At 67.6% G+C, this 21,569-nt stretch carries 24 protein-coding genes; 9 read left to right on the top strand and 15 right to left on the bottom strand.

The window, feature by feature from the left end; genetic code table 11:
- Window positions 1-14: 14 nt before the first annotated feature.
- Window positions 15-1,190, top strand: coding sequence for a deoxyguanosinetriphosphate triphosphohydrolase (locus EPA64_RS01825; RefSeq protein WP_134724514.1), 1,176 nt, complete (start codon window positions 15-17; stop codon window positions 1,188-1,190).
- On the opposite strand, the gene EPA64_RS01820 is transcribed toward EPA64_RS01825, so the two are convergent.
- The 3 genes from EPA64_RS01820 to EPA64_RS01810 all read right to left on the bottom strand — a co-directional run bounded on the left by EPA64_RS01820 (window position 1,187) and on the right by EPA64_RS01810 (window position 4,286).
- Entirely contained in the window at window positions 1,187-2,062 is an 876-nt protein-coding gene (locus tag EPA64_RS01820; RefSeq protein WP_134724513.1) for a hypothetical protein, read from the bottom strand. The two genes, EPA64_RS01825 and EPA64_RS01820, sit on opposite strands and share 4 nt — an antisense overlap.
- Complete coding sequence (locus EPA64_RS01815) at window positions 2,062-3,318, bottom strand: hypothetical protein (protein ID WP_134724512.1); 1,257 nt, start codon at window positions 3,316-3,318, stop codon at window positions 2,062-2,064. Before EPA64_RS01815 ends, EPA64_RS01820 begins: the two co-directional genes overlap by 1 nt.
- Before the next feature lie 83 nt (window positions 3,319-3,401).
- Window positions 3,402-4,286 (bottom strand): DMT family transporter, encoded by an 885-nt coding sequence (locus EPA64_RS01810; RefSeq protein ID WP_134724511.1) that lies wholly within the window; start codon window positions 4,284-4,286, stop codon window positions 3,402-3,404.
- A 95-nt stretch (window positions 4,287-4,381) separates the two neighbouring features.
- Here EPA64_RS01810 and EPA64_RS01805 point away from each other — a divergent pair, with 95 nt between their 5' ends.
- Window positions 4,382-4,804: an OsmC family peroxiredoxin gene (locus EPA64_RS01805; protein ID WP_134724510.1), complete on the top strand. Its 423-nt coding sequence runs from the start codon at window positions 4,382-4,384 to the stop codon at window positions 4,802-4,804.
- 162 nt (window positions 4,805-4,966) lie between these two features.
- Entirely contained in the window at window positions 4,967-6,316 is a 1,350-nt protein-coding gene (gdhA, locus tag EPA64_RS01800; protein ID WP_134724509.1) for an NADP-specific glutamate dehydrogenase, read from the top strand.
- 37 nt (window positions 6,317-6,353) lie between these two features.
- On the opposite strand, the gene EPA64_RS01795 is transcribed toward gdhA, so the two are convergent.
- Window positions 6,354-7,952 carry a peptide chain release factor 3 gene (locus EPA64_RS01795; protein WP_134724508.1) on the bottom strand — a complete coding sequence of 533 codons (1,599 nt, stop codon included), beginning with the start codon at window positions 7,950-7,952 and terminating at the stop codon, window positions 6,354-6,356.
- A 113-nt stretch (window positions 7,953-8,065) separates the two neighbouring features.
- Window positions 8,066-8,818 carry an NAD kinase gene (locus EPA64_RS01790; RefSeq protein ID WP_134724507.1) on the bottom strand — a complete coding sequence of 251 codons (753 nt, stop codon included), beginning with the start codon at window positions 8,816-8,818 and terminating at the stop codon, window positions 8,066-8,068.
- Window positions 8,819-8,968: 150 nt separating this feature from the next.
- On the opposite strand from EPA64_RS01790, the gene glyA reads away from it, so the two are divergent.
- Window positions 8,969-10,252, top strand: coding sequence for a serine hydroxymethyltransferase (glyA, locus tag EPA64_RS01785; protein WP_134724506.1), 1,284 nt, complete (start codon window positions 8,969-8,971; stop codon window positions 10,250-10,252).
- A gap of 68 nt (window positions 10,253-10,320) precedes the next feature.
- Here the strand turns inward: glyA and EPA64_RS01780 are convergent, their stop codons facing one another.
- Complete coding sequence (locus EPA64_RS01780) at window positions 10,321-10,701, bottom strand: hypothetical protein (protein ID WP_246026563.1); 381 nt, start codon at window positions 10,699-10,701, stop codon at window positions 10,321-10,323.
- Window positions 10,702-10,775: 74 nt separating this feature from the next.
- Between EPA64_RS01780 and EPA64_RS01775 the strand changes: the two genes are divergently transcribed.
- Entirely contained in the window at window positions 10,776-11,543 is a 768-nt protein-coding gene (locus EPA64_RS01775) for an alpha/beta fold hydrolase (RefSeq protein ID WP_134724505.1), read from the top strand.
- A gap of 10 nt (window positions 11,544-11,553) precedes the next feature.
- Here EPA64_RS01775 and EPA64_RS01770 read toward each other — a convergent pair whose 3' ends face one another.
- From EPA64_RS01770 to EPA64_RS01760, 3 genes are all read right to left on the bottom strand, one after another.
- Window positions 11,554-11,757, bottom strand: a complete 204-nt coding sequence (locus tag EPA64_RS01770) for a hypothetical protein (RefSeq protein ID WP_134724504.1) — start codon at window positions 11,755-11,757, stop codon at window positions 11,554-11,556.
- 27 nt (window positions 11,758-11,784) lie between these two features.
- On the bottom strand, window positions 11,785-12,312 hold the full coding sequence (locus tag EPA64_RS01765) for a cytochrome b (protein WP_134724503.1): 528 nt from the start codon (window positions 12,310-12,312) through the stop codon (window positions 11,785-11,787).
- A gap of 92 nt (window positions 12,313-12,404) precedes the next feature.
- The gene (locus tag EPA64_RS01760; protein WP_134724502.1) at window positions 12,405-12,716 is read right to left on the bottom strand and encodes a TraR/DksA family transcriptional regulator; all 312 of its coding nucleotides are present in this window, start codon (window positions 12,714-12,716) and stop codon (window positions 12,405-12,407) included.
- Window positions 12,717-12,960: 244 nt separating this feature from the next.
- Between EPA64_RS01760 and EPA64_RS01755 the strand changes: the two genes are divergently transcribed.
- The gene (locus EPA64_RS01755) at window positions 12,961-13,458 is read left to right on the top strand and encodes an REP-associated tyrosine transposase (protein ID WP_134724501.1); all 498 of its coding nucleotides are present in this window, start codon (window positions 12,961-12,963) and stop codon (window positions 13,456-13,458) included.
- A 207-nt stretch (window positions 13,459-13,665) separates the two neighbouring features.
- Here the strand turns inward: EPA64_RS01755 and EPA64_RS01750 are convergent, their stop codons facing one another.
- From EPA64_RS01750 to EPA64_RS01740, 3 genes are read right to left on the bottom strand one after another with little or no spacing between them, the layout of a single operon-like run.
- Window positions 13,666-14,568 carry a DUF6602 domain-containing protein gene (locus EPA64_RS01750; protein WP_134724500.1) on the bottom strand — a complete coding sequence of 301 codons (903 nt, stop codon included), beginning with the start codon at window positions 14,566-14,568 and terminating at the stop codon, window positions 13,666-13,668.
- Window positions 14,565-16,364, bottom strand: a complete 1,800-nt coding sequence (lepA, locus tag EPA64_RS01745; protein ID WP_134724499.1) for a translation elongation factor 4 — start codon at window positions 16,362-16,364, stop codon at window positions 14,565-14,567. Before lepA ends, EPA64_RS01750 begins: the two co-directional genes overlap by 4 nt.
- A gap of 39 nt (window positions 16,365-16,403) precedes the next feature.
- On the bottom strand, window positions 16,404-17,315 hold the full coding sequence (locus tag EPA64_RS01740; RefSeq protein WP_134724498.1) for a DMT family transporter: 912 nt from the start codon (window positions 17,313-17,315) through the stop codon (window positions 16,404-16,406).
- A 52-nt stretch (window positions 17,316-17,367) separates the two neighbouring features.
- On the opposite strand from EPA64_RS01740, the gene EPA64_RS01735 reads away from it, so the two are divergent.
- Complete coding sequence (locus EPA64_RS01735; protein WP_134724497.1) at window positions 17,368-17,556, top strand: heavy-metal-associated domain-containing protein; 189 nt, start codon at window positions 17,368-17,370, stop codon at window positions 17,554-17,556.
- Here the strand turns inward: EPA64_RS01735 and EPA64_RS01730 are convergent.
- Complete coding sequence (locus tag EPA64_RS01730) at window positions 17,532-18,233, bottom strand: HAD family hydrolase (RefSeq protein ID WP_134724496.1); 702 nt, start codon at window positions 18,231-18,233, stop codon at window positions 17,532-17,534. The genes EPA64_RS01735 and EPA64_RS01730 overlap by 25 nt on opposite strands.
- 241 nt (window positions 18,234-18,474) lie before the next feature.
- Here EPA64_RS01730 and EPA64_RS01725 point away from each other — a divergent pair, with 241 nt between their 5' ends.
- Entirely contained in the window at window positions 18,475-18,777 is a 303-nt protein-coding gene (locus EPA64_RS01725; RefSeq protein ID WP_134724495.1) for a hypothetical protein, read from the top strand.
- 11 nt (window positions 18,778-18,788) lie between these two features.
- On the top strand, window positions 18,789-19,508 hold the full coding sequence (locus EPA64_RS01720) for an NAD-dependent deacylase (RefSeq protein WP_134724494.1): 720 nt from the start codon (window positions 18,789-18,791) through the stop codon (window positions 19,506-19,508).
- A gap of 134 nt (window positions 19,509-19,642) precedes the next feature.
- On the opposite strand, the gene mnmH is transcribed toward EPA64_RS01720, so the two are convergent.
- A complete protein-coding gene (mnmH, locus tag EPA64_RS01715; protein ID WP_134724493.1) occupies window positions 19,643-20,740 on the bottom strand; it encodes a tRNA 2-selenouridine(34) synthase MnmH in 1,098 nt (365 codons plus the stop codon).
- Complete coding sequence (locus EPA64_RS01710; RefSeq protein WP_134724492.1) at window positions 20,741-21,310, bottom strand: L,D-transpeptidase; 570 nt, start codon at window positions 21,308-21,310, stop codon at window positions 20,741-20,743.
- Between the last annotated feature and the right edge of the window lie 259 nt (window positions 21,311-21,569).

The following is a 21,569-nucleotide window of genomic DNA, read 5'->3' as shown; positions in this document are numbered from 1 at the left end:
GCCAAGGACAACCGATGACCGCCCGCTATGCCTGCCACCCCGCCGACAGCCGCGGACGCCGCTTTTCCGAGGATCTGTCCAGCTTTCGCAGCCCCTGGCAGCGCGACCGCGACCGCATCATCCATTCCAGCGCATTCCGCCGGCTTAAGCACAAGACGCAGGTCTTCGTGGAACAGGACGGCGACGATTACCGCGGCGACTATTACCGCACCCGGCTGACGCACACGATCGAGGTGGCGCAGGTCGCCCGCACCATCGCGGGCGTCCTGGGCCTGAACACCGACCTGGCCGAGGCCGTGGCGCTGGCCCACGACCTGGGCCACCCCCCTTTCGGCCACACCGGAGAGGATGCGCTGGCGGCGCTGATGGCGCCCTATGGCGGGTTCGACCACAACGCGCAGGCGCTGCGGATCGTGACGCGGCTGGAACGCCACTATGCCGGGTTCGACGGGCTGAACCTGACCTGGGAAACGCTGGAAGGGATCGCCAAGCACAACGGTCCCGTCGTCGCGCCGGGCCGGGCGGACGCGCCCCTGCCCTGGGCCCTGGCCGAGGTGAACGCCGCCTGGGATCTGCGCCTGTCCACCCACGCCAGCGCCGAGGCGCAGGTCGCGGCCGTGGCCGACGACGTCGCCTATAACCACCACGATCTGCACGACGGGCTGCGGGCGGGGCTGTTCACCGAACGCGACCTGTCCGAACTGCCGCTGATCGGTCCGGCCTTTGCCGATGTGGACCGCCTGCATCCGGGCCTCGACCCGATGCGCCGCCGGTATGAGGCGCTGCGCCGGGTGTTCGGCGTCATGGTCGAGGATGTGATCGCCGTGGCGCAGGGCCGCCTGGACGCGGCCCAGCCCGACAGCGCCGACGCGATCCGCGCGATGGATGGCCCGATCATCCGCTTTTCCAAGCCGCTGTATCAGAACCTGAAGGCGATCAAGGGGTTCCTGTTCACGCGGATGTATCGCGCCCCCTCGGTCATGGAGGAACGCGCGCGGGTGACGGCGATGCTGAACGCGATCTTCCCGATGCTGCTGGACGACCCGCGCCTGATGCCCCCCGACTGGCAGGCCGAGGCCGCCGCCGCCCCCGACCGCATCCAGCGCGCGCGGGTGGTGCTGGATTACGTCGCCGGGATGACGGACCGGTTCGCGATTGCGGAGTATGGGCGGCTGACGGGCTCGCCTTAGCGCCGCCCCTGCCGTGCCTCGCGTATCAGGCGCTTGACGTATACTGAACAGTTGTCGGGGTTGATCATACCACCGTCGTCAAAACTGTCTTCATAGCCCGCAACCTCGCAAGCCGACGAGAGTTGCCGTTGCAGCCAAGCCTTGTCCTCGCTGGTCTTGACATAGGCCTTCCAGTCATTTGGGTCGTCGGATCGTTTGGTCCTACTCAGTTCTCCACCCACATTCCTGCTGCCACTGAACATATGGGCCAGCGGATGATCATCGGTACGGCCCGACATGAAGTCTTCGTACTTGATCAGGTGATAAAGGTGGGGCGGCAGCTGCCGAATATACGTAGCCAAGCGAACGCTTGCCGCGCGCCTGATGTCGCCCGTCAAGTCAGTGCCAAAGCGATCCCGCATGGCGGCCAGCATCGAAACCAGTCCGAACGCTGGGTCCGTCTCAAGCCTTTCAAAAAGATCAGTCCAATCCGTCACATCTTTTTCTGGCCGGACGACGCCAGAAAAATACGGAAACGCGATGTAATGCAAGCGGCTAATGAACTCGGCCCGCGGATCGCGAACGATAAACAGGTTGACGTCGAATCCAGTCCTGAATTCATTGTGAATGATGGAATTGAGAAGTCTGGGCCGATCCATCCAATGATCATACAATATCTTGACGACCGTCTCATGCGAGTTCTTCGCCAACTCCTCGAAGAACGCGGCTGTTTTTGGCTCGAGATTATACCCGCCAAGTTGGAGGGTGTTTTGAATGGTTTTGCTGATTACCGTCGTGCCCGTCTTGGCCACTCCGATCACGAGGATACGCTTGAGATCGGACGGGCCATTGTTGATGGCCGTGGCGCACTCCCCGACTAACTGCTCACCCATCACAGATACCCCCGCATGAACGCCGCCCGTTTCCACCCATACAGGGTATTCTCGCCGTATGGACGTTCCATCAGCAGCTTGCGCATTTCGACCGCTTCGGCATCCGGAAGCAGATTGCCGACCGTGTTGATGTCCTCGATGTTATGCACACCGCGATAAAGCCCGTCCAGCTTGATCAGCGGAAGTCCGAGATACACCAGCGAGGCGAGGTTTTGGTGGATGTGACTTCCGACCATGAAGATTTCCACCAGCAGCGAGGCGAGAGTGCGCCGAACCGACGCGTCGTCGATCAGCTGAGGATTTTCGACCCGGTTTCTGACCGACCGCACGACATCGTCATAGCTGGCGATCCACTCGTTGCGATCGACATCCGCCAACGACGCTTCCAGCGAGATTTCGTCAGGCTTCGTCAGATAGGTCGGAATCGAATACCGACCCAGCAGATAGCCGACCAGACTCTCCGGCGTCGCGCGTTTCCAGTGCGCACGATCCGACCGGCGGGCGTTCTGGATCGTGAATGCCATCAGATGAGGATCACGCTCGATTTCCTCGGCGAACCGCGATGCGCCATACAGCGCCTGCATCTGCGACGGCGCCGACACGCAGCGTTTCAGGACCAGGGACAAACCCATCTCGCCGCGCCGGATCACCGCGGGGCGGACGTCGGTCAGCCGGTAATTGCGCCAGTATCTCACGAAACGCGCATGTTTCAGCACCGGGCGTCCCAGCGCGATGCAGAACGACCCCAGATGGTATTCGTGCTCGAAGTTCTCGGTGCTGCCCAGCGCCTCGACATCCGACGACATCATGTCGTCGATGAACTTGGGCATCCGGGTGCTGTTGAAATAAACGCTGTCGTTGATCATCAGCAGCCGCGGGCAGGTCTTGTGCCAGCCCCGGTCATAGACATGCAGGAATCCGGTCTTGTAGCTGCCGAAATCGCGGCCAAAGTTCGGCCGCTCGATATAGCAGTCCACCAGTCCGCGCAGCGCGCCGGGGTCCGCCAGCTTCAGCGTGTTGACCGCCAGGACATACAGCCCCGCCTGCCGGGCCACCCGCAACAGCCGCAGCACGTCCGGGCGAAGGACGCCTTTTTCGTAAAGCGCCAGCAGCATGATTTTCTGCCCGGTGTAAGGCTCCTCGATGTGGACCACGGGCGACTTGCCCATCGCCCTGACCCGCGCCTGCTCGGACTTGAGCCGGATAAGCGCGCGCGCCACCGGAAAATGCATCCGCTCTTTTAGAAGATTGATCATGATCGTGCCTTGCCGATGCAGGTGTCCGCGCGCACCCGCGCGGACACCTACACGCGGGGGGGGGGGGGACAAGCCGGACTCGCCTAGCGCGAGAAGATCAGCGCCATCCCGGCGACGGCGATCAGCGCGCCCAGCCAGCTTGCGGCGGTCGGGCGTTCCCCCGTCACGGCCCACAGGATCGGCAGGATCAGCACCGGGGACAGCGCCGACAGGGTGGACACGATGCCGACCTTGCCGCCCTGCAGCGCAAACAGCAAAAGCGTCATGCCCACGACCATCGCCAGGATGCCCGAGGCGGCGATCTGCGCCGCCACCGGGGCGGTCATCGGCCCCGCCGGGCGAAAGGTCCGCCCCCCCGTCGCGCTCAGCGCGGACAGGCAGGCCACGGCCACCGCCACCCGGATCAGCGAGCCGACCATCGGGTCCATGCCCGCCGCCATCGCGGGCCGCGCGATCAGCGACCCGCCCGCCTGCCCCACCGCGGCGACCAGCCCCAGCGCGACCCCGATCCAGACCGGGCCGCGCACCGCGTCGAAATGATGCGACCCGCCGCGCCCCAGCACGCAGACCGCGACGCCCGCCGAACACAGCACCACCCCCGCGATGCCCTGCGGGGACAGCGTCTCGCCCAGAAACAGCCAGCCCAGCAGCGCGGCGATCGGCGCGTTCATGGCAAACAGCGCCCCGGTGCGGCGCGGCCCCAGCCGCTGCAGCGCAAAGAACAGGACCGAATCGCCAAGGAAGATTCCGACCAGCCCCGACCAGACCAGCGGCGCCAGCCAGTCCGGGTCGATGCCCCGCCAGCTGCCGGTCACAGCCACCAGCACCGCCAGCAGCAGCGTGACGAAGCCCTGCCGGATCAGGTTGAACCCGAACGGCCCCAGCGCCCTGACCGGCCCCGCCGCCAGCAGGCCGGTCATCGCCCAGCAGGTCGCCGCCCCCAGGGCGGCCAGTTCGTGGATCGGCATGCGGATCGTTCCCTCGCGCGGGTTCAGCGCCTAGCCTGCCCGTTGAACCGACGCAACGCGCCCCGCGTTGGGCGGCGAACACAAAGGAGGGTTCCATGATCACCAAGACAGGTTCCGCGAAATGGAAGGGCGGGTTCAAGGACGGCTCGGGCGAGGTCTCGACCGAATCCGGCGCGCTGTCGGCGCAGCCCTATGGGGTGCGCGCCCGCTTCGAGGGGCAGCCCGGCACCAACCCGGAAGAGCTGATCGGCGCGGCCCACGCCGCCTGCTTCAGCATGGCGCTGTCCAAGGTGCTGGCCGACGACGGCATCACCGGCGTCTCGATCCAGACCACCTCGGCGATCGGCTTGGACCAGGAAAGCGACGGCTTCGCCATCAAGACCGCGCATCTGACGACCGCCATCAGCGGATCGGGCGACGAATCCGCGATCCGGGCCGCGGCCGAAAAGGCCAAGCTGGGCTGCCCGGTCAGCAAGCTGCTGAAAGCCGACATCACGATGGACGTGTCGGTCGGCTGATACGCCCGCCGGCCGGGGCGGATGACCGGCCCGCCCCGCAACCGCGGCCCGGACGCCGCGTCCCTTGCCTGCGAAGGTCGCATTGACGGTGGCGCCCGCCGTCCCTATGCGCAAGCCGTGCCGATTTTTCCCGGCACGGCTTGCGAAAGGGAAACGCCGACAATGTCCGACCAGGAGGCCGTTCTGGCCCAGATCACCGCGACCGTCCTGCGACGCAATCCGGGCGAACCCGAGTTTCACCAGGCCGTCCACGAGGTGATGCACAGCCTCGGCCGCGTGCTGGCCAAGCACCCCCATTATGCCGACGCCGCGCTGATCGAGCGCATCTGCGAACCCGAACGCCAGATCATCTTCCGCGTGCCGTGGATCGACGACGCCGGCGACGTGCAGATCAACCGCGGCTTCCGCGTCCAGTTCAACAGCGCGCTCGGCCCCTACAAGGGCGGGATCAGGTTCCATCCGTCCGTCAACCTGGGGATCATCAAGTTCCTGGGGTTCGAGCAGACGTTCAAGAACGCCCTGACCACCATGCCCATCGGCGGCGGCAAGGGCGGGTCGGACTTTGACCCCAAGGGCCGGTCGGAACGCGAGATCATGCGGTTCTGCCAGTCGTTCATGACCGAGCTGTGGCGCCATGTGGGCGAATACACCGACGTCCCGGCGGGCGACATCGGCGTCGGCGGGCGCGAGATCGGCTTCATGTTCGGGCAATACAAGCGCCTGACCAACCGCTACGAGGCGGGCGTGCTGACCGGCAAGGGCCTGTCCTATGGCGGCTCGCGCGCCCGCAAAGAGGCGACCGGCTATGGCACCGTCTGGTTCGTGGACAGCATGCTGACCGCGCGGGGCAAGTCGCTGGAAGGACGCAAGGTCGTCGTGTCCGGGTCGGGCAACGTCGCCATCTATGCCATCGAAAAGGTCCAGCAGCTGGGCGGCATCGTCGTCGCATGCTCGGACAGCTCGGGCTATGTCGTGGACGAGGCCGGCCTGGACCTGGACCTGATCAAGGAGATCAAGGAGGTCCGCCGCGCCCGTATCGGCGACTATGTCCGGCTCAGGGGCACTGGCGCGCATTTCGTGGCCAACGGCTCGGTCTGGGACGTGCCCTGCGCCGTGGCGCTGCCCTGCGCGACCCAGAACGAATTGCACGGCCGCGACGCGCGCACGCTGATCAAGAACGGGGTCGAGGTCGTGGCCGAGGGCGCCAACATGCCCACCACCCCCGAGGCGATCGAGGCGTTCCACAAGGCCGGCGTCCTGTTCGCGCCCGGCAAGGCCGCGAACGCGGGCGGCGTCGCCACCTCGGCGCTGGAAATGCAGCAGAACGCCTCGCGCGACAGCTGGTCGTTCAACACCACCGCGACGCGGCTGGAAGGCATCATGCGCACCATCCACGACGAATCCGCCACCACCGCCGAGGAATACGGCGAACCGGGCAACTATGTGCTGGGCGCGAACATCGCGGGCTTTGTCCGCGTGGCCGAGGCGATGCAGGCGCTTGGCGTGGTCTGAAACGCGACGGGGCGGCGCAAGGCCGCCCCTGTTCCACCTAGACCATCATCTCCTTCGTCGCCGTCAGCTTCAGGTCGGGATGGTCGCGCACGACGCGGTCGATGTCCCATTGCAGCCGCGTCAGATAGACCAGGTCGCCGTCGTGATCGGCCGCCATGTGCTGCTTGTTCGTCGCGGCGAAGGCGTCGACCGCCTCGCGCGGACCCGAGACCCAGCGGGCGCTGGTGAACTGCGACGGCTCGAACCGGACGGGCAGGCCGTATTCCAGCTCGATCCGGCTGGCCAGCACCTCGAACTGCAGGGGTCCGACCACGCCGACGATGAACCCCGACCCGATCGCGGGCTTGAAGACCTTGGCCGCGCCTTCCTCGGCGAACTGCATCAGCGCCTTTTCCAGATGCTTGGCCTTCATCGGGTCGCCCGCGCGCACGGTCTGCAACAGCTCGGGCGCGAAGCTGGGGATGCCGGTAAAGCGCAGCGCCTCGCCCTCGGTCAGGGCGTCGCCGATGCGCAGCTGGCCGTGGTTCGGGATGCCGATGATGTCGCCGGCCCACGCCTCGTCGGCCAGCTCGCGGTCGGCGGCGAGGAACAGCACGGGATTGCTGACCGCCATCGGCTTTTTCGACCGGACGTGCAGCAGCTTCATCCCCCGCTCGAAGTGGCCCGAGGCAAGACGGACGAAGGCCACCCGGTCGCGGTGCTTGGGGTCCATGTTGGCCTGCACCTTGAAGACAAAGCCGGTGACGGCCTCCTCCTCGGGGGCGATCTGGCGTTCGGCGGCGGTCTGGGGCTGCGGCTGGGGGCCGTATTCGCCGATGCCGGTCATCAGCTCCTTGACGCCAAAGCTGTTGATGGCGCTGCCGAACCAGATCGGGGTCATGTGCCCTTCCAGGAAGGACTTGCGGTCGAACGCGGGCAGCAGCTCGCGCGCCATCTCGACCTCCTCCCGCAGCTTGGCCAGTTGGCCCTCGGGCACGTGGTCGGCCAGCCTGGGATCATCCAGGCCCGAGATCTTGATCGACTCGGCCACGCGGTTGCGGTCGGCGCGGTCCATCAGCTCCAGCCGGTCGTGCAGCAGGTCATAGGTGCCCAGAAAGTCGCGGCCCATGCCGATGGGCCAGCTTGCCGGCGCCACGTCGATGGCCAGGTTTTCCTGGATCTCGTCGATGATCTCGAACGTGTCGCGGCTTTCGCGGTCCATCTTGTTGCAGAAGGTCAGGATGGGCAGGTCGCGCAGGCGGCAGACCTCGAACAGCTTGCGGGTCTGGCTTTCCACACCCTTGGCGCCGTCGATCACCATGATCGCGGCGTCCACGGCGGTCAGGGTGCGATAGGTATCCTCGGAAAAATCGCTGTGGCCGGGGGTGTCCACGAGGTTGAAGCGATATTCACCGAAATCAAAGCTCATGGCGGATGCGCTGACGGAAATCCCGCGGTCCTGCTCCATCTTCATGAAGTCGGACCGCGTGCGGCGCGCCTCGCCCTTGGCGCGGACCTGCCCCGCCATCTGGATCGCGCCCCCGAACAGCAGGAACTTTTCGGTCAGCGTCGTCTTGCCCGCGTCGGGGTGCGAGATGATCGCAAAGGTCCGGCGGCGGGCGATGTCGGGGGGCAGTTGGGGGCGGTTGTCCAGCATGGGCGGGCTTTACCGCGCGCGCGCCCCCCTCGCAACACGCGCATTCTTCCTTGTTCAAATATCCATGCGGCCGCGCGCGCGGAAACCGCCCGCGCGGTTTCAGGAACGTCCCGCTAGATGAACTGCTCGCGCATCAGCCGCTCCTCCATCCCGTGGCCGGGGTCGAACAGGATGCGGTGCGAGATGCTGGGCTCGCTGCGGATCTCGACCCAGCGCACGCGCTCGACGGCGGCGGAATCGGCGTCGGCCATGACCGGGCGCTTGGACGGGTCCAGCACGTCGATGCGCACGACGCCCGACTGCGGCAGGATCGCGCCCCGCCAGCGGCGCGGGCGGAACGGCGCGATGGCGGTCAGCGCCAGCACGTCCGACCCCAGCGGCAGGATCGGGCCGCCCGCCGAATAGTTATAGGCGGTGGACCCGGTCGGCGTCGCCAGGATCACGCCGTCGCAGATCAACTCCTCCATCCGCACCCTGCCGTCGACGCTGATGCGCAGCTTGGCCGCCTGTGCGCCCGCGCGCAGCAGGCTGACCTCGTTGATGCCAAGGGCGCTGTGCTCCTCGCCCTCGGGGGTGCTGGCGGTCATGGCAAGCGGATGCATCACCGTTTCCTCGGCCGCGCGGATGCGCCGGGGCAGATCCTCCTCGGCATAGTCGTTCATCAGGAAGCCGACGGTCCCGCGGTTCATGCCATAGACCGGCCGCCCCAGGTTCTGGCGCAGCGTGGACAACAGGAACCCGTCGCCCCCCAGGGCCACGATCACGTCGGCGCGCGACGCGGGCGCCTGCCCGTAACGGTGCATCAGCCGTCCCAGCGCGCTGGTCGCGATCTCGGTCTCGTTGGCGGCGAAATGGATGGCGGTCATGGGGGCATCCTGCACCCCGGCCGCGACTTGGCAAGCCTTGCCGGCGGCGTGACGGCCGGCAACGCATTTCCGCGCCGCCACCGTCGCTTGCGTTCTGGAACCGGGGCGGCAAAGCGGCTAACACCCCTGCAAACCCGCCGGAGGAATCCCATGACGGACAACGCGTTTTTCACCGAGAAGCTGGCCGACCGCGATCCCGCGATCTTTGACGCCATCCGCAAGGAACTGGGCCGCCAGCGCGACGAGATCGAGCTGATCGCGTCCGAGAACATCGTCAGCCAGGCGGTGCTGGAGGCGCAGGGCTCGGTCATGACGAACAAATACGCCGAAGGCTATCCCGGCCGGCGCTATTACGGCGGCTGCGAGTTCGTGGACATCGCCGAGAACCTCGCCATCGACCGGGCAAAGCAGCTGTTCGGGTGCGAGTTCGCCAACGTCCAGCCGAACAGCGGCAGCCAGGCGAACCAGGGCGTGTTTCAGGCGCTGCTGAAGCCCGGCGACACCATCCTTGGGATGAGCCTTGACGCCGGCGGCCACCTGACCCACGGGGCCAAGCCCAACCAGTCGGGCAAGTGGTTCAACGCCGTGCAATACGGCGTGCGCCAGCAGGACAGCCTGCTGGATTACGATCAGGTCGAGCAGCTTGCGAACGAGCACCAGCCCAAGGCGATCATCGCCGGCGGCTCGGCCATTCCGCGCATCATCGACTTTGCCCGGATGCGGGAGATTGCCGATCAGGTCGGCGCGTATTTCATCGTGGACATGGCCCATTTCGCCGGTCTGGTCGCGACGGGGCTTTACCCCTCGCCGTTCCCGCACGCGCATGTGGCGACGACCACGACCCACAAGACCCTGCGCGGCCCGCGCGGCGGGATGATCCTGACCAACGACGCCGACATTGCGAAAAAGGTGAACTCGGCCATCTTCCCCGGCATTCAGGGCGGCCCGCTGATGCATGTCATCGCCGGCAAGGCCGTGGCCTTCGGCGAGGCGCTGCGGCCGGACTTCAAGGATTACGCACAGCAGGTCATCGTCAACGCGCAGGCGCTGGCGGACGAGCTGATGAAGGGTGGACTCGACATCGTCACCGGCGGCACCGACACGCATCTGATGCTGGTCGACCTGCGTCCCAAGGGCGTCAAGGGCAACCAGACCGAGGACGCGCTGGGCCGCGCCCACATCACCTGCAACAAGAACGGCATCCCCTTCGACCCGGAAAAGCCGACCGTAACCTCGGGCGTCCGCCTCGGCTCGCCCGCCGGCACCACCCGCGGCTTTGGCGAGGCCGAGTTCCGCCAGATCGGCCGCTGGATCACCGAGGTGGTGGACGGGCTGGCCGCCAACGGCGCCGACGGCAACGCCGAGGTCGAGGCGAAGGTCGCAGCCGAGGTCAAGGCGCTGTGCGCCCGGTTCCCGCTGTATCCCGACCTGTGACGGCCGCCTGACCGGCAGACCGCCAAGGCCCGCGCATCAGCCGCGGGCCTTTGTCGGCGCGGAAAGCCTCAGACGAACCCGCGCCAGACCAGCACCCACAGCACGCCCGCCGCCAGCAGCATCAGCCCGAACATGACGGCGGCCGCCAGGTTCAGCGCCCCCGCCTGCCAGCGTGCGGCCTTGCCCAGCGGGCGCAGATAGCGGACCAGATCGGCATGCGCGCGCGCCGCACGGCGCGTGTCGATCTGGCGCGCCACCTTGGGGATGCCAGCTTGCGCCTGTGTCCGCGCCAGCAGTTGCGCCGCGCGCCGCTGGCGGCGCGGCAGCGCCCCGCCCCGGCGGCGCAGCATGGTCGCAAGATCGGGCCTCGCGCCCCGGCGCGCGCCGCCCAGCCGCTGCGCCATCAACTGCGCGACCTCGTCGGCCATCGCCTGCACATCGTCCGTCACGGCGCCCCCTTGGTTCCTGCCCCGCAGGATAGGGGGCTTGGCGGGCGGTTTCCAGTGACGCTAGGATGGCGCCCATGATGCTGAACATCACCGCGACCGGCCCGCAATCCGCCCTGCCCCCCGTGATCGTCGCCCACGGGCTGTTCGGACAGGGGCGCAACCTGGGCGTTATCGCCCGCACGCTGTCGGACACGCGCCGCGTGCTGTCGGTGGACATGCGCAATCACGGCGAATCGTTCAGGGACGACGACCATTCCTATGACGCGATGGCGGGCGACCTTGCCCGCGTCATCGCCAATCACGGCGGGACTGCGGATGTCGTCGGCCACTCGATGGGCGGCAAGGCGGCGATGTGGCTGGCCGTGACCCGGCCCCGAACGGTGCGGCGGCTGGCGGTGCTGGACATCGCGCCCGTCGCCTATCGGCACAGCCAGCACGGCATCATCAACGCGATCGAGGCGACGGACCTGTCCGGCGTGCGCACCCGGTCCGCCGCCGATGCGGCGCTGGCGGCGCAGCTGGACGATCCGGGCGTGCGCGCCTTTCTGCTGCAATCGCTGGACGTGAAATCCGACCCCCCGCGGTGGAAGATGAACCTGGACGTGCTGCGCGCGCAGATGGACCGGCTGACCGGCTGGCCCGACGGCGGCGCGCCCTTCGACGGCCCGGCCTTGTTCCTGCGCGGCGGTGACAGCGACTATGTGGACGACAGCGGCCTTGCGGCGATCCGCAGCCTGTTCCCGCAGGCGCAGGTCGAGACGGTGCCCGGCACCGGCCACTGGCTGCACGCCGAAAAGCCGGCCGAGGTTGCCGACCGCGTCGCGTCCTTCCTGAACGGCTGAGCGGTGCCGGTCAGTCGAGGCTGTCCTTGGGGTCCATCTGCCGGATGCGCCGCGCGACCAGCAGGCTGACCGGCACCCCGGCCACCCCGCCGACGACCGCGGCCGCCAGCATCGCCCGCCAGTCGTAATACCCCAGCACCAGCATGACGATCACGCCCGCCCCTGCCAGCGACGGGACCGCGATCATCATCAGAAACATCATCAGGCGCGACATCGGCAGACCTTTCCTGGCGTCATCCGGTCAGCGCGGCCGGGCGGGGGGCACATGCTCGACCCCCTGTTCCGGCCTTGTCATGCGGCGGATCAGGTGATCCTTGCGGATGAACTGGTGATAGACCACGCCCGCCAGGTGCAGCGCGATCAGCGCCAGCAGCACCGGGACGGTGTTTTCATGCAGCTCGCCCATCGCCCGGCTGGGGATCAGATAGGCGGACAGCCCGACGACCGGCATCGCGATCACCACGACATAGAACAGCCAGTGGTTCAGCTTGGACAGCATGACGTCCCACGAGGGCGAGCCCGCCTTGGGCGGCGGCGTCCCGTGGGTGAACCGCAGCGCCAGCCGCGTCAGCATCAGGATCAGGATCGTCCCGCCAGACACCATGTGCCACACGGCGTTGCCCAGTTCCGGACGGGTTTCAGCGGCGCGCATCAGGTCGCGGAAATAATGGCTCATCAGGTCGCCGGTCAGCAGCTGGACGACGATCAGGACCACGACCGCCCAGTGAAGCGCGATCTGGATGGCGGAATATCGTGCTGGATGGCGCATGGGGCGGCCTTTCGCGCTGGACGGTCAAGGCTGAAATGCACCGGCCCGCCCCCGCGTTCCCCAACCGCGCGAAAATCTTGCGCGTCAACCGCTTAGGCGCAGTTGGCGCAGAACGGCGTGTCGGGCAGCAGTTGCAGCCGCTTTTCCGCGATGGGATTGCCGCAGCGAACGCAGTCGCCGTATTCCCCCGCCTGCACCCGCGCCAGCGCCGCATCGATGCGGCGCAGTTCCGCCCGGTCGGACTGCCCCAGCGCCGACAGCACCTCGTCCCCCTGCCGTTCGGACACCGCGTCCTCCCAGTCCTTGGAGACGGGATCGTCAAGCTGATCCTCGATCCGTTCGAGGTTGCCCAGCAGTTCGGCGCGACGGGCGAGAAGGGTTTCGCGGGCGGTGTCGGGGGTCATGGCGTGGCGTCCCTGTCCTGGGTGTGCTGTGGCCCAGAACAGCGGCGGCGGCGCGGTTCGTCAAGCCCGAGGGCCGGAAGGATGGAAGCTGGACGCGGCTTGAGGGGGCGTCAGCTAAGGCGAAGCTCATGCGAGGCTTTGCGGGATGACGGCTGTGAAGTGGGCCGGCTACACTTGCCGCCGTGCATGCCGGCGGGTCAATGCGATGAGGCTTTGTTAACCGCTGGTGCGGCAGAGTGCGGGGATGTCGCGTTATATCCGCCCGCGCCTGCTCGGGGTGCCGATCTTCTTCACGGTCGCCCTCGCGGACCGGGGATCGTGGCTGCTGGTCGCCGAGGTGGAGCGGCTGCGGCAGGCGGTGCGGCAGACCCGCGACGAACGGCCGTTCGAGATCGAAGCCTGGGTGGTGCTGCCGGATCATCTGCACTGCATCTGGCGGCTGCCGGAGGGGGATGCGGATTACTCGGTCCGCTGGGGGGCGATCAAGGCACGGTTTTCCCGTGGCGTGAAAGCGGTGGGGTGGAACCCCACCCTACGGTCGCCCTCGAAGGCGGCGAAGGGCGAGGCGGGGGTGTGGCAGCGGCGGTTCTGGGAGCATCATTGCCGCGATGACGCGGATTTCGCGGCGCATCTTCGGTATTGCTGGTTTAATCCGGTGAAGCACGGGTTGGTGCGGCGGGTGGAGGATTGGCCATATTCGTCGGTCCACCGCGAGATCGGCGGTCCAAGGTGGGAATGGTAGGGTGGGGTTCCACCCCACCATCCGCAGAGCGGTATCCGGCGAGCAAGGGCGCGGGTGCGTAGGGTGGGGTTCCACCCCACCATCAACCATCATTGGCCCGAGACGGCGGAGGCGGTGGGCGTGCCGGGTGGATGTAGGGTGGGGTTTACCCCACCGTTCGGCACGCAAGGATGAGTGGGGCGGGCGAAGGTGGGGTGAAACCCCACCCTACGCTTGCTGTGGAAGGACGAACTGCCCACCCTGTTTGTTGGCTTCGTCGATAGCAGCTTGGTTTCGAGACGTTGTGTTTAGAAACACGCTAGGTGATCCGGATATGCACGACAAGGTATAGCGGGAAAAATCAAACGCCAACGGCATCTGGGCTTGATTATAATAGCGGCTGAACAGAGTGAAAAACGTCAGCAGAGGCTGGTTGTCGACCAAACCTACGAGTGAACGGCTATCTGGAGTAAGGTTAAACTTGAACGCCTTGGGTGGAACAAGAGTGATGTTTGTTAGCAGGCCAATGCCGTGCACATACAGGGAGTCTATCTGACCTCGAATGTCCGCGCTATTTTGCCTATGCTCGTCAAGATAGGAAATCAAAGGCTGATATCTCACGTCTGCACCGAGCGCAAACACGAGATAAATCGGATCCCAAGTTGGACTGGGGAAGCCAGAAAATGTCTCGACCGTTTCAATTATCGGCCCGGAGCTTGGATAATAGGCCTTACGAGACAAAGACTTCAATGATGCCATATTCTTAACGCAGGCGGCGAAGTTGCTTGCATTGATGCTCGTCTTGACTTCGATGGCAAAATATACGCACTCGATAGGGAACACTCCCGCATCACCACTTCGGAAGAAGGTCGGTGTTTTTTGTGCGTCATAGAGAATGATGTCAATCTGCGCCGACTGGCTTCCCGCCGAGTCGATTACAACCCCACTTCCGATGCCGATATTCTTTGGCAGGTAGTCTTGAAGCAGATTACGAACTGCTTCCTCAACAGCGCCGCCTTTTAGGCCAGGATGCGCGAGACTTGCCTTTATCTGCTCGACGCGTGCAGTGAGGATTGCTTCACTCGCCGAGAAGACCTGCGAAATGTTGACCACAGCTTCCGCATCCCTCACCCATCCATCTTCAACGCCGAGATAAACGCCGACTGCGGGATCTCCACCTTCCCGAACTGGCGCATCTTCTTCTTCCCGGCTTTCTGCTTCTCCAGCAGCTTCTTCTTCCGGGTCGCATCGCCGCCATAGCACTTGGCCGTCACGTCCTTCCTCAGCGCCGCCAAAGTCTCCCGCGCGATCACCCGCCCGCCGATGGCCGCCTGGATCGGGATCTTGAACATGTGGCGGGGGATCAGCTCCTTCAGCTTTTCCACCATCACCCGGCCGCGCGCCTCGGCGCGGTCGCGGTGGACCATGATCGACAGGGCGTCCACGGGTTCGTCGTTGACCAGGATCGACATCTTGACCAGGTAATCCTCGCGGTATTCCGAAATCTGGTAATCGAAGGACGCATAGCCTTTCGTCACCGATTTCAGCCGGTCATAGAAATCGAAGACGACCTCGGCCAGCGGCAGGTCATAGACGACCATCGCGCGGGAACCGGCATAGGTCAGGTCCAGCTGGATGCCGCGGCGGTCCTGGCACAGCTTCAGCACGTCGCCCAGATACTCGTCGGGGACCATGATCGTCGCCTTGATGCGCGGTTCTTCGATGTGGTCGACCAGCGTCAGGTCGGGCATGTCGGCGGGGTTGTGCAGCTCGCGCACCTCGCCGTCGCGCATGTGCAGGCGGAACACGACGCTGGGCGCGGTGGTGATCAGGTCCAGGTCGTATTCGCGTTCCAGCCGGTCGCGGATCACCTCAAGATGCAGCAGCCCCAGGAACCCGCAGCGAAAGCCAAAGCCCAGCGCGGCCGAGGTTTCCATCTCATAGCTGAAGGACGCGTCGTTCAGCGCCAGCTTCTCGATGGCGTCGCGCAGGGCGTCGAAATCGTTGGCGTCCACGGGGAACAGCCCGCAGAACACCACCGGCTGCGCGGGCTTGAAGCCGGGCAGCGGCGTGGTCGTGCCCTTGCGCTCATGCGTGATGGTGTCGCCCACGCGGGTGTCGCGGACCTGCTTGATCGAGGCGGTGAAGACCCCGATCTCGCCCGGCCCCAGTTCGGCGATATCGCGCATGGCGGGGGTCAGCACGGCCAGCTTGTCGATGCCGTAGACCGCGCCGGTCTGCATCATGCGGACCCGGTCGCCCCTGCGGATGACGCCGTCCATGACGCGGATCATCACGACGACACCCAGATAGGCGTCATACCAGCTGTCGACCAGCATCGCCTTCAACGGCGCATCCCGGTCGCCCTTGGGCGCGGGCAGGCGGTGGACGATGGCTTCCAGCACGTCGGGGATGCCGAGGCCGGTCTTGGCGGAAATCGGGATCGCGTCGGACGCGTCGATGCCGATCACGTCCTCGATCTGGGCCTTGACGCGGTCGGGTTCGGACGCGGGCAGGTCGATCTTGTTCAGGACGGGCACGATCTCGTGGCCCGCGTCGATGGCCTGATAGACATTGGCCAGCGTCTGCGCCTCGACCCCTTGGGTCGCGTCCACGACCAGCAGCGAGCCCTCGACTGCGCGCATCGACCGGCTGACCTCATAGGCGAAATCGACGTGGCCGGGGGTGTCGATCAGGTTCAGCACATAGGTCTGGCCATCCTTCGCCGGATAGGTGATGCGGACGGTGTTGGCCTTGATGGTGATGCCCCGCTCACGCTCGATATCCATGCTGTCGAGCATCTGCTCTTTCATGTCACGGTCGGCGACGGTGCCGGTGGACTGGATCAGCCGGTCCGCCAGGGTGGATTTGCCGTGGTCAATATGGGCCACGATCGAAAAGTTGCGGATCAGGGAAAGCTGGGTCATGGCCGGGCTATACAGCGCGCCCGGGGTTGCGGAAAGGGGTCAGGAACGCCGCCCGCGACGCAGTTCGCGCCACATCGCAAAGCCGCCCGATCCGACGATCAGCGCGGCCCCGGCCAGGGTTGCCGCGTCGGGCCGTTCGCCAAAGACCGCGACGGCGATCATCAGCGCAAAGACCAGCCGCACATAGCGCAGGGGCGCGACCAGCGACGCCTCGCCGACCCGCGTGGCGGTGACCATCATCGCATAGCCCGCCACGCCAAAGCCGATGCAGCCCAGAAACCCCAGCGTCTCGGCCCCCGATGGGACCAGCAGCGGCGTTCCCAGCACCCAGGCCAGCAGCAGCCCCCCGGGAATCAACGAGCCGAAGGCCGCCGCCGACAGCTGGTGCGAGCGGACATCCCCCGGCATCCGCCGCGTGGCAAGGTCACGGACGGCCAGCCCCGCCACGCCGACCAGCGCCAGCAGCGATTGCGGCTGGAACCCGGCGGCGCCGGGGCGGATGATCAGCAGCACCCCGGCCGCGCCCACAAGGATCGCCGTCCAGCGCCGCCAGCCGACCCTTTCGCCCAGAAACAGCGCGCCCCCCATGACCAGCGCCAGCGGCAGCGCCTGCAGGATCGCCGAGGCGGACGACAGATCCGTCAGCGCCAGCGCCGAGGTAAAGCCAAGCGAGCCTATCGCCTCGCCCAGGTTGCGCAGCATCACCGGCCGCAGCAGCAGGTGGCGCGTCCACATCCGGTGGCCGTCGCGCGCCAGCATGGCCCAGAAGACGCACAGCCCCAGCAGCCCCAGCGTCGCCAGCACCTGCCCCACCGGCAGCCGCGCGGCCAGCGTCTTGATGCCCGCATCCTCGACCGCGAACATCGCCATCGCGCCGACCATCAGCCCCGCCGCGCGGCGGTTCGCGGCGTGGCCGTGGGTCAGCGGAATCGTGGCGGGGGACTGGCTCATCCTGCGGGCGATGTTACAGTCGGCGCAAAGCGTCAAGCGGGAAAGCCACACCATGAAGTTCCGAGTCGATGACATGACCTGCGGCCATTGCACCGCCGCGATCGAAAACGCGGTCCGGGACGCGGGCGGCACCGCCACGGCCGACCTGTCCAGCAAGACCGTGACCGTGGACGGGCTGGGAACCGCCCGCGCGGCCGAGTTGATCCGCGAGGCGGGCTATACCCCCCAGCCGCTGGACTGAAGGCGGCGCACCAGCGCCGGCAGCTCGTCCAGACGGGCCAGCCGGTGGAACCGCGGATCGTCGGGGTCGTCCGCCTGCTCGTGCGCCCAGCCCAGTTCGTTGGGCACATGGACGCCGATGCCACCCAGCGCCAGCACCGGCAGCACGTCCGACCGCATGGCGTTGCCGACCATCAGCAGGTCGGCGGCCGCCACGCCCGCCCGGCGCAGGATGCGGTCATAGGATTCCGGGGTCTTGTCCTGCACGATCTCGATCCGGTCGAACAGCGGCGACAGGCCGGACGCCGCGATCTTTCGTTCCTGGTCCAGCACGTCGCCCTTGGTGATCAGCCACAGCCGATGGTCGCGCAGCGCCGCGAGCGCCGGTTCCACCCCCGGCAGCAGGCGCACGGGATGGCGCAGCATCTGCTGGCCCAGCGCCAGCAGCCGGGCGACGGTGGCGCCGGGCAACTCGCCCCCGGTCAGTTCCAGCGCGGTCTGGATCATCGACAGGGTGAACCCCTTGATACCATAGCCATAGATGTCGAGATTGCGGATTTCCGTCTCGTGCAGCCGGGCGCGCACCGTGGCCGGGTCGGCGTGCCCCGCCAGCAGGGCGACGAAATCGTCCTGGGTCAGGTGGAAGAACGTCTCGTTTTCCCACAGCGTGTCGTCGGCGTCAAAGGCGATGGTCAGCATCGCGCCGGGATAGCAGCGCGGCGGGCGGCGGCCAAGGGCGCGGGGCGATTCGGCGCGCGCCCGTCCGGGATGCGGCGGGGCGCCACATGATCTGGGGGCGGGCGGCGGCGCGCGTGGAAAATCTGCCGCGCTGTCGCGTTTGTTGCCTGTTAATTCGTCTGGTATACTGTGACCCAGCCGCCGGCCCGACCGGCGAGGGGACGACTGCCGCCAAGGCAGCGTGGGGACGAGGAGAGTGAGCATGCTGAAACCCGTGGTCGTCGCGGCCGCCGTCATCCTGACTGCGCCGCTGGCCGTTGCCGGTCCGATCGACAACGCCTGCGTGCGGTCGGAACGCGGCGCGCGCAATGCCAGTCTGTGCGGCTGCATCCAGCAGGTCGCCGACATGACGCTGTCGCGCAGCGACCAGCGCCGGGCGGCGATCTTTTTCCGCGACGCGCAACGCGCGCAAGAGGTGCGGATGTCCAAGTCCGCCGCCGACAACGCATTCTGGGCGCGCTACAAGACATTCGCCGCCACGGCCGAGGCGTATTGCACCCGCTGAGCGGCGCGCGAATGCGCCCCGCCGGCCCGCCCGATCAGCCGGGCCGCATCGTCGTGCTGACCGGGGCGGGCCTGTCGGCGGAAAGCGGCATCCCGACGTTCCGCGACGGCGACGGGCTGTGGGAACGCCACCGGATCGAGGATGTGGCCACGCCCGAGGCGTTCGACCGCGATCCCGCGCTGGTCCTGCGGTTCTATGACATGCGCCGGGCCGCGGCGGCCACGGCCCGCCCGAACCCGGCCCACGCGGCACTGGCCCGCCTGTCGCACCATCCGGGCGTCACGCTGATCACGCAGAACATCGACACGCTGCTGGACCGGGCGGGCGCGCGCGACGTGATCCACATGCACGGCCGCATCGACAGCGCGCTGTGCGCGGCCTGCGGCCACCGCTGGACCGCGCCCGCGGCGATGGCCACATCGGACCCCTGCCCCGCCTGCGGTCGCCCCGCCACGCGCCCCGACATCGTCTGGTTCGGCGAGATGCCCTATCACATGGACCGCATCGAACAGGCGCTGGCGGGCGCGCAGCTGTTCGCCGCCATCGGCACCTCGGGGCAGGTCTATCCCGCCGCGGGTTTCGTCGATCTGGCGCGCTCGGTCGGCGCCCGGACGGTCGAGTTGAACCTGGTCCCCACCGACGACGCCCGCGACCGTTTCGACGACAGCATCGCGGGGCCGGCAGGTGAGACCGTGCCCGCGTGGGTGGACGGGCTGATCGGCCCGGCCTGACCGGCGACGCCGCGACAAGGCGCGCGGCGCATCCGGGCGGGCGCGCGCCCCGCGCCGGCCCAAGCCCTGCCCCTTGCACGGGCGGCGCAACCACAAGGCGCGCGCCGCGTCGATGCCGGCGCGCCCCGCGCGCCTTAAGCCCCGGCCCCTGCACCGGCAGGGCCGCCATCCCGCCCCATTCCGGCCACGGCCCGCTCGACCTCGGCCGCGATCCGGTCCAGCCCGGCATCGTCCAGCGCGGGCGCGGCGATCACCCCCGCCTCGCGGTCGCCATAGCGGTCGCGGTGCTTGCGATAGCGGGGGTCATAGTGGTCGCGCATCAGCCCTTGGGCCAGCGCGGCCCAGTCGCCGCGTTCGGCCATCGCGGCCCAAGCCGCGATGCGGTCGGCCGGGTGCAGGGGCGCCAGCCGCGTCACCGTGTCGGCCACCCGCCCCGGTTCGGCCACCGCACCGGCATAGCTGCGCGCGGTATAGTCCGCGCGGGCCGCAAGCGGCGCGTCCAGCCGCAGGCGCGGCGCGGCGCACAGCGCCTGCCACACGGCGCGGGGCAGCCCCCGTTCGCCGATACGCGAGCTTTCCGCCTCGACCACGACGGGGCGGGCGGGGTCCAGGGCGGCCAGCGCCATCGCCAGCCGCGTCTCGAACAGCTTTTGCGGGGGCTGGCCGCCGGGCATCGCGCCGAACAGGCTGCCGCGGTGGTTCGCCAGCCCCTCAAGGTCCACGACCTGCACCCCGCGCGCGGCCAGCCGATGCAGGATCGCCGTCTTGCCCGATCCGGTGTTGCCGTCCAGCACGATGACCGGCGCGCCAAAGCCGCGGCGCTCGACCTGGTCGATCACCAGCGCGCGCCACGTCTTCCAGCCGCCGTCCAGCCGGCTGACCCGCCAGCCGATCTGGTCCAGGATGGTGGCGAACGCCCCCGACCGCTGCCCCCCGCGCCAGCAATAGGCCAGCGGCCGCCAGCCGCCGCCCCGGTCGCTCAGCGCACCCGCGATGTGGCGCGCGGCGTTGGCGGCGACCAGCGCGCCGCCGATCTTGCGCGCGTCAAACGGCGACACCTGCTTGTAGATGGTGCCGACCTCGGCCCGCTGGGCGTCGTCCAGCACCGGCAGGTTGATCGCGCCCGGCAGGTGATCCTCGGCGAACTCCGCGGGCGAGCGCACGTCGATGACGTCATCGAACCCCGCCGCCGCAAGATCGGCCAGCGCGCCGGGGCGGAACGCGGCCGGCAATCAGTAGACGTAGACGGGCGTGCCGATGGGCACCTGGTCGAACAGGGCCATCACCGCCTCGTTGCGCATGCGGATGCAGCCGTTCGACACCGCCCGCCCGATCGAGCCGGGATCGGTGGTGCCGTGGATGCGGATCGCGGTGTCGTTGCCGTTGGCGGTGTGCAGATACAGCGCCCGCGCGCCCAGCGGGTTCTGCGGGCCGCCCGGCATGCCGTTTTCGTATTTCTTGTACTGCTCGGGCTTGCGCGCGATCATCGACGGCGTGGGCGTCCAGCTGGGCCATTCGGTCTTGCGGCCGACCAGCGCGCGGCCCTTCCAGACCAGCTCGTCCGTGCCGACCGCAACGCCATAGCGGATCGCGCGGCCCGGCGCGATGACGTGATACAGGAAATAATCGCGCGACACGACGACGATGGACCCCACCTCGAACCCCTCGCGGATCGCGACCTCGGTCGGCGCATAGGGGTCGGCGGCGCGGGCGGCCTGTTTGGCGGGCGCCGCCTGCGCCAGCAGGGCCTGCGGGGCGGCCAGCAACGGCAGGGTCAGCATCAGCATCTGGCGGCGGTTCATCGTGTGTCCTCGTCGCGGTGTTTTCTTGACTGACCTCCGCGCTAGCCGTTCGGATGGCCGGTTTCAACTCAAAGCGGCGTGAATCGGCCCCCCGTCGCTTGCACCCCGGCCGGCGGGACCACATATCGAGCGCATGAAGGACGCCGCCATGCCCTGTTGCTCTCGCCCAGCCGCCACACCGCCACGCCCGCCGCGGCGGGTTGCCGCGCGTGCGGCGCATGACTGCAACGGCCGGGGCGGACGGGGCTGCCGCTGTTTC

This window comes from Paracoccus luteus (assembly GCF_004522155.1).
In the GTDB taxonomy this organism is placed as follows: Bacteria; Pseudomonadota; Alphaproteobacteria; order Rhodobacterales; family Rhodobacteraceae; genus Paracoccus; species Paracoccus luteus.
Note: the sequence above shows the minus strand (reverse complement) of the source record. Positions and strands in the feature narration are given on the sequence as shown.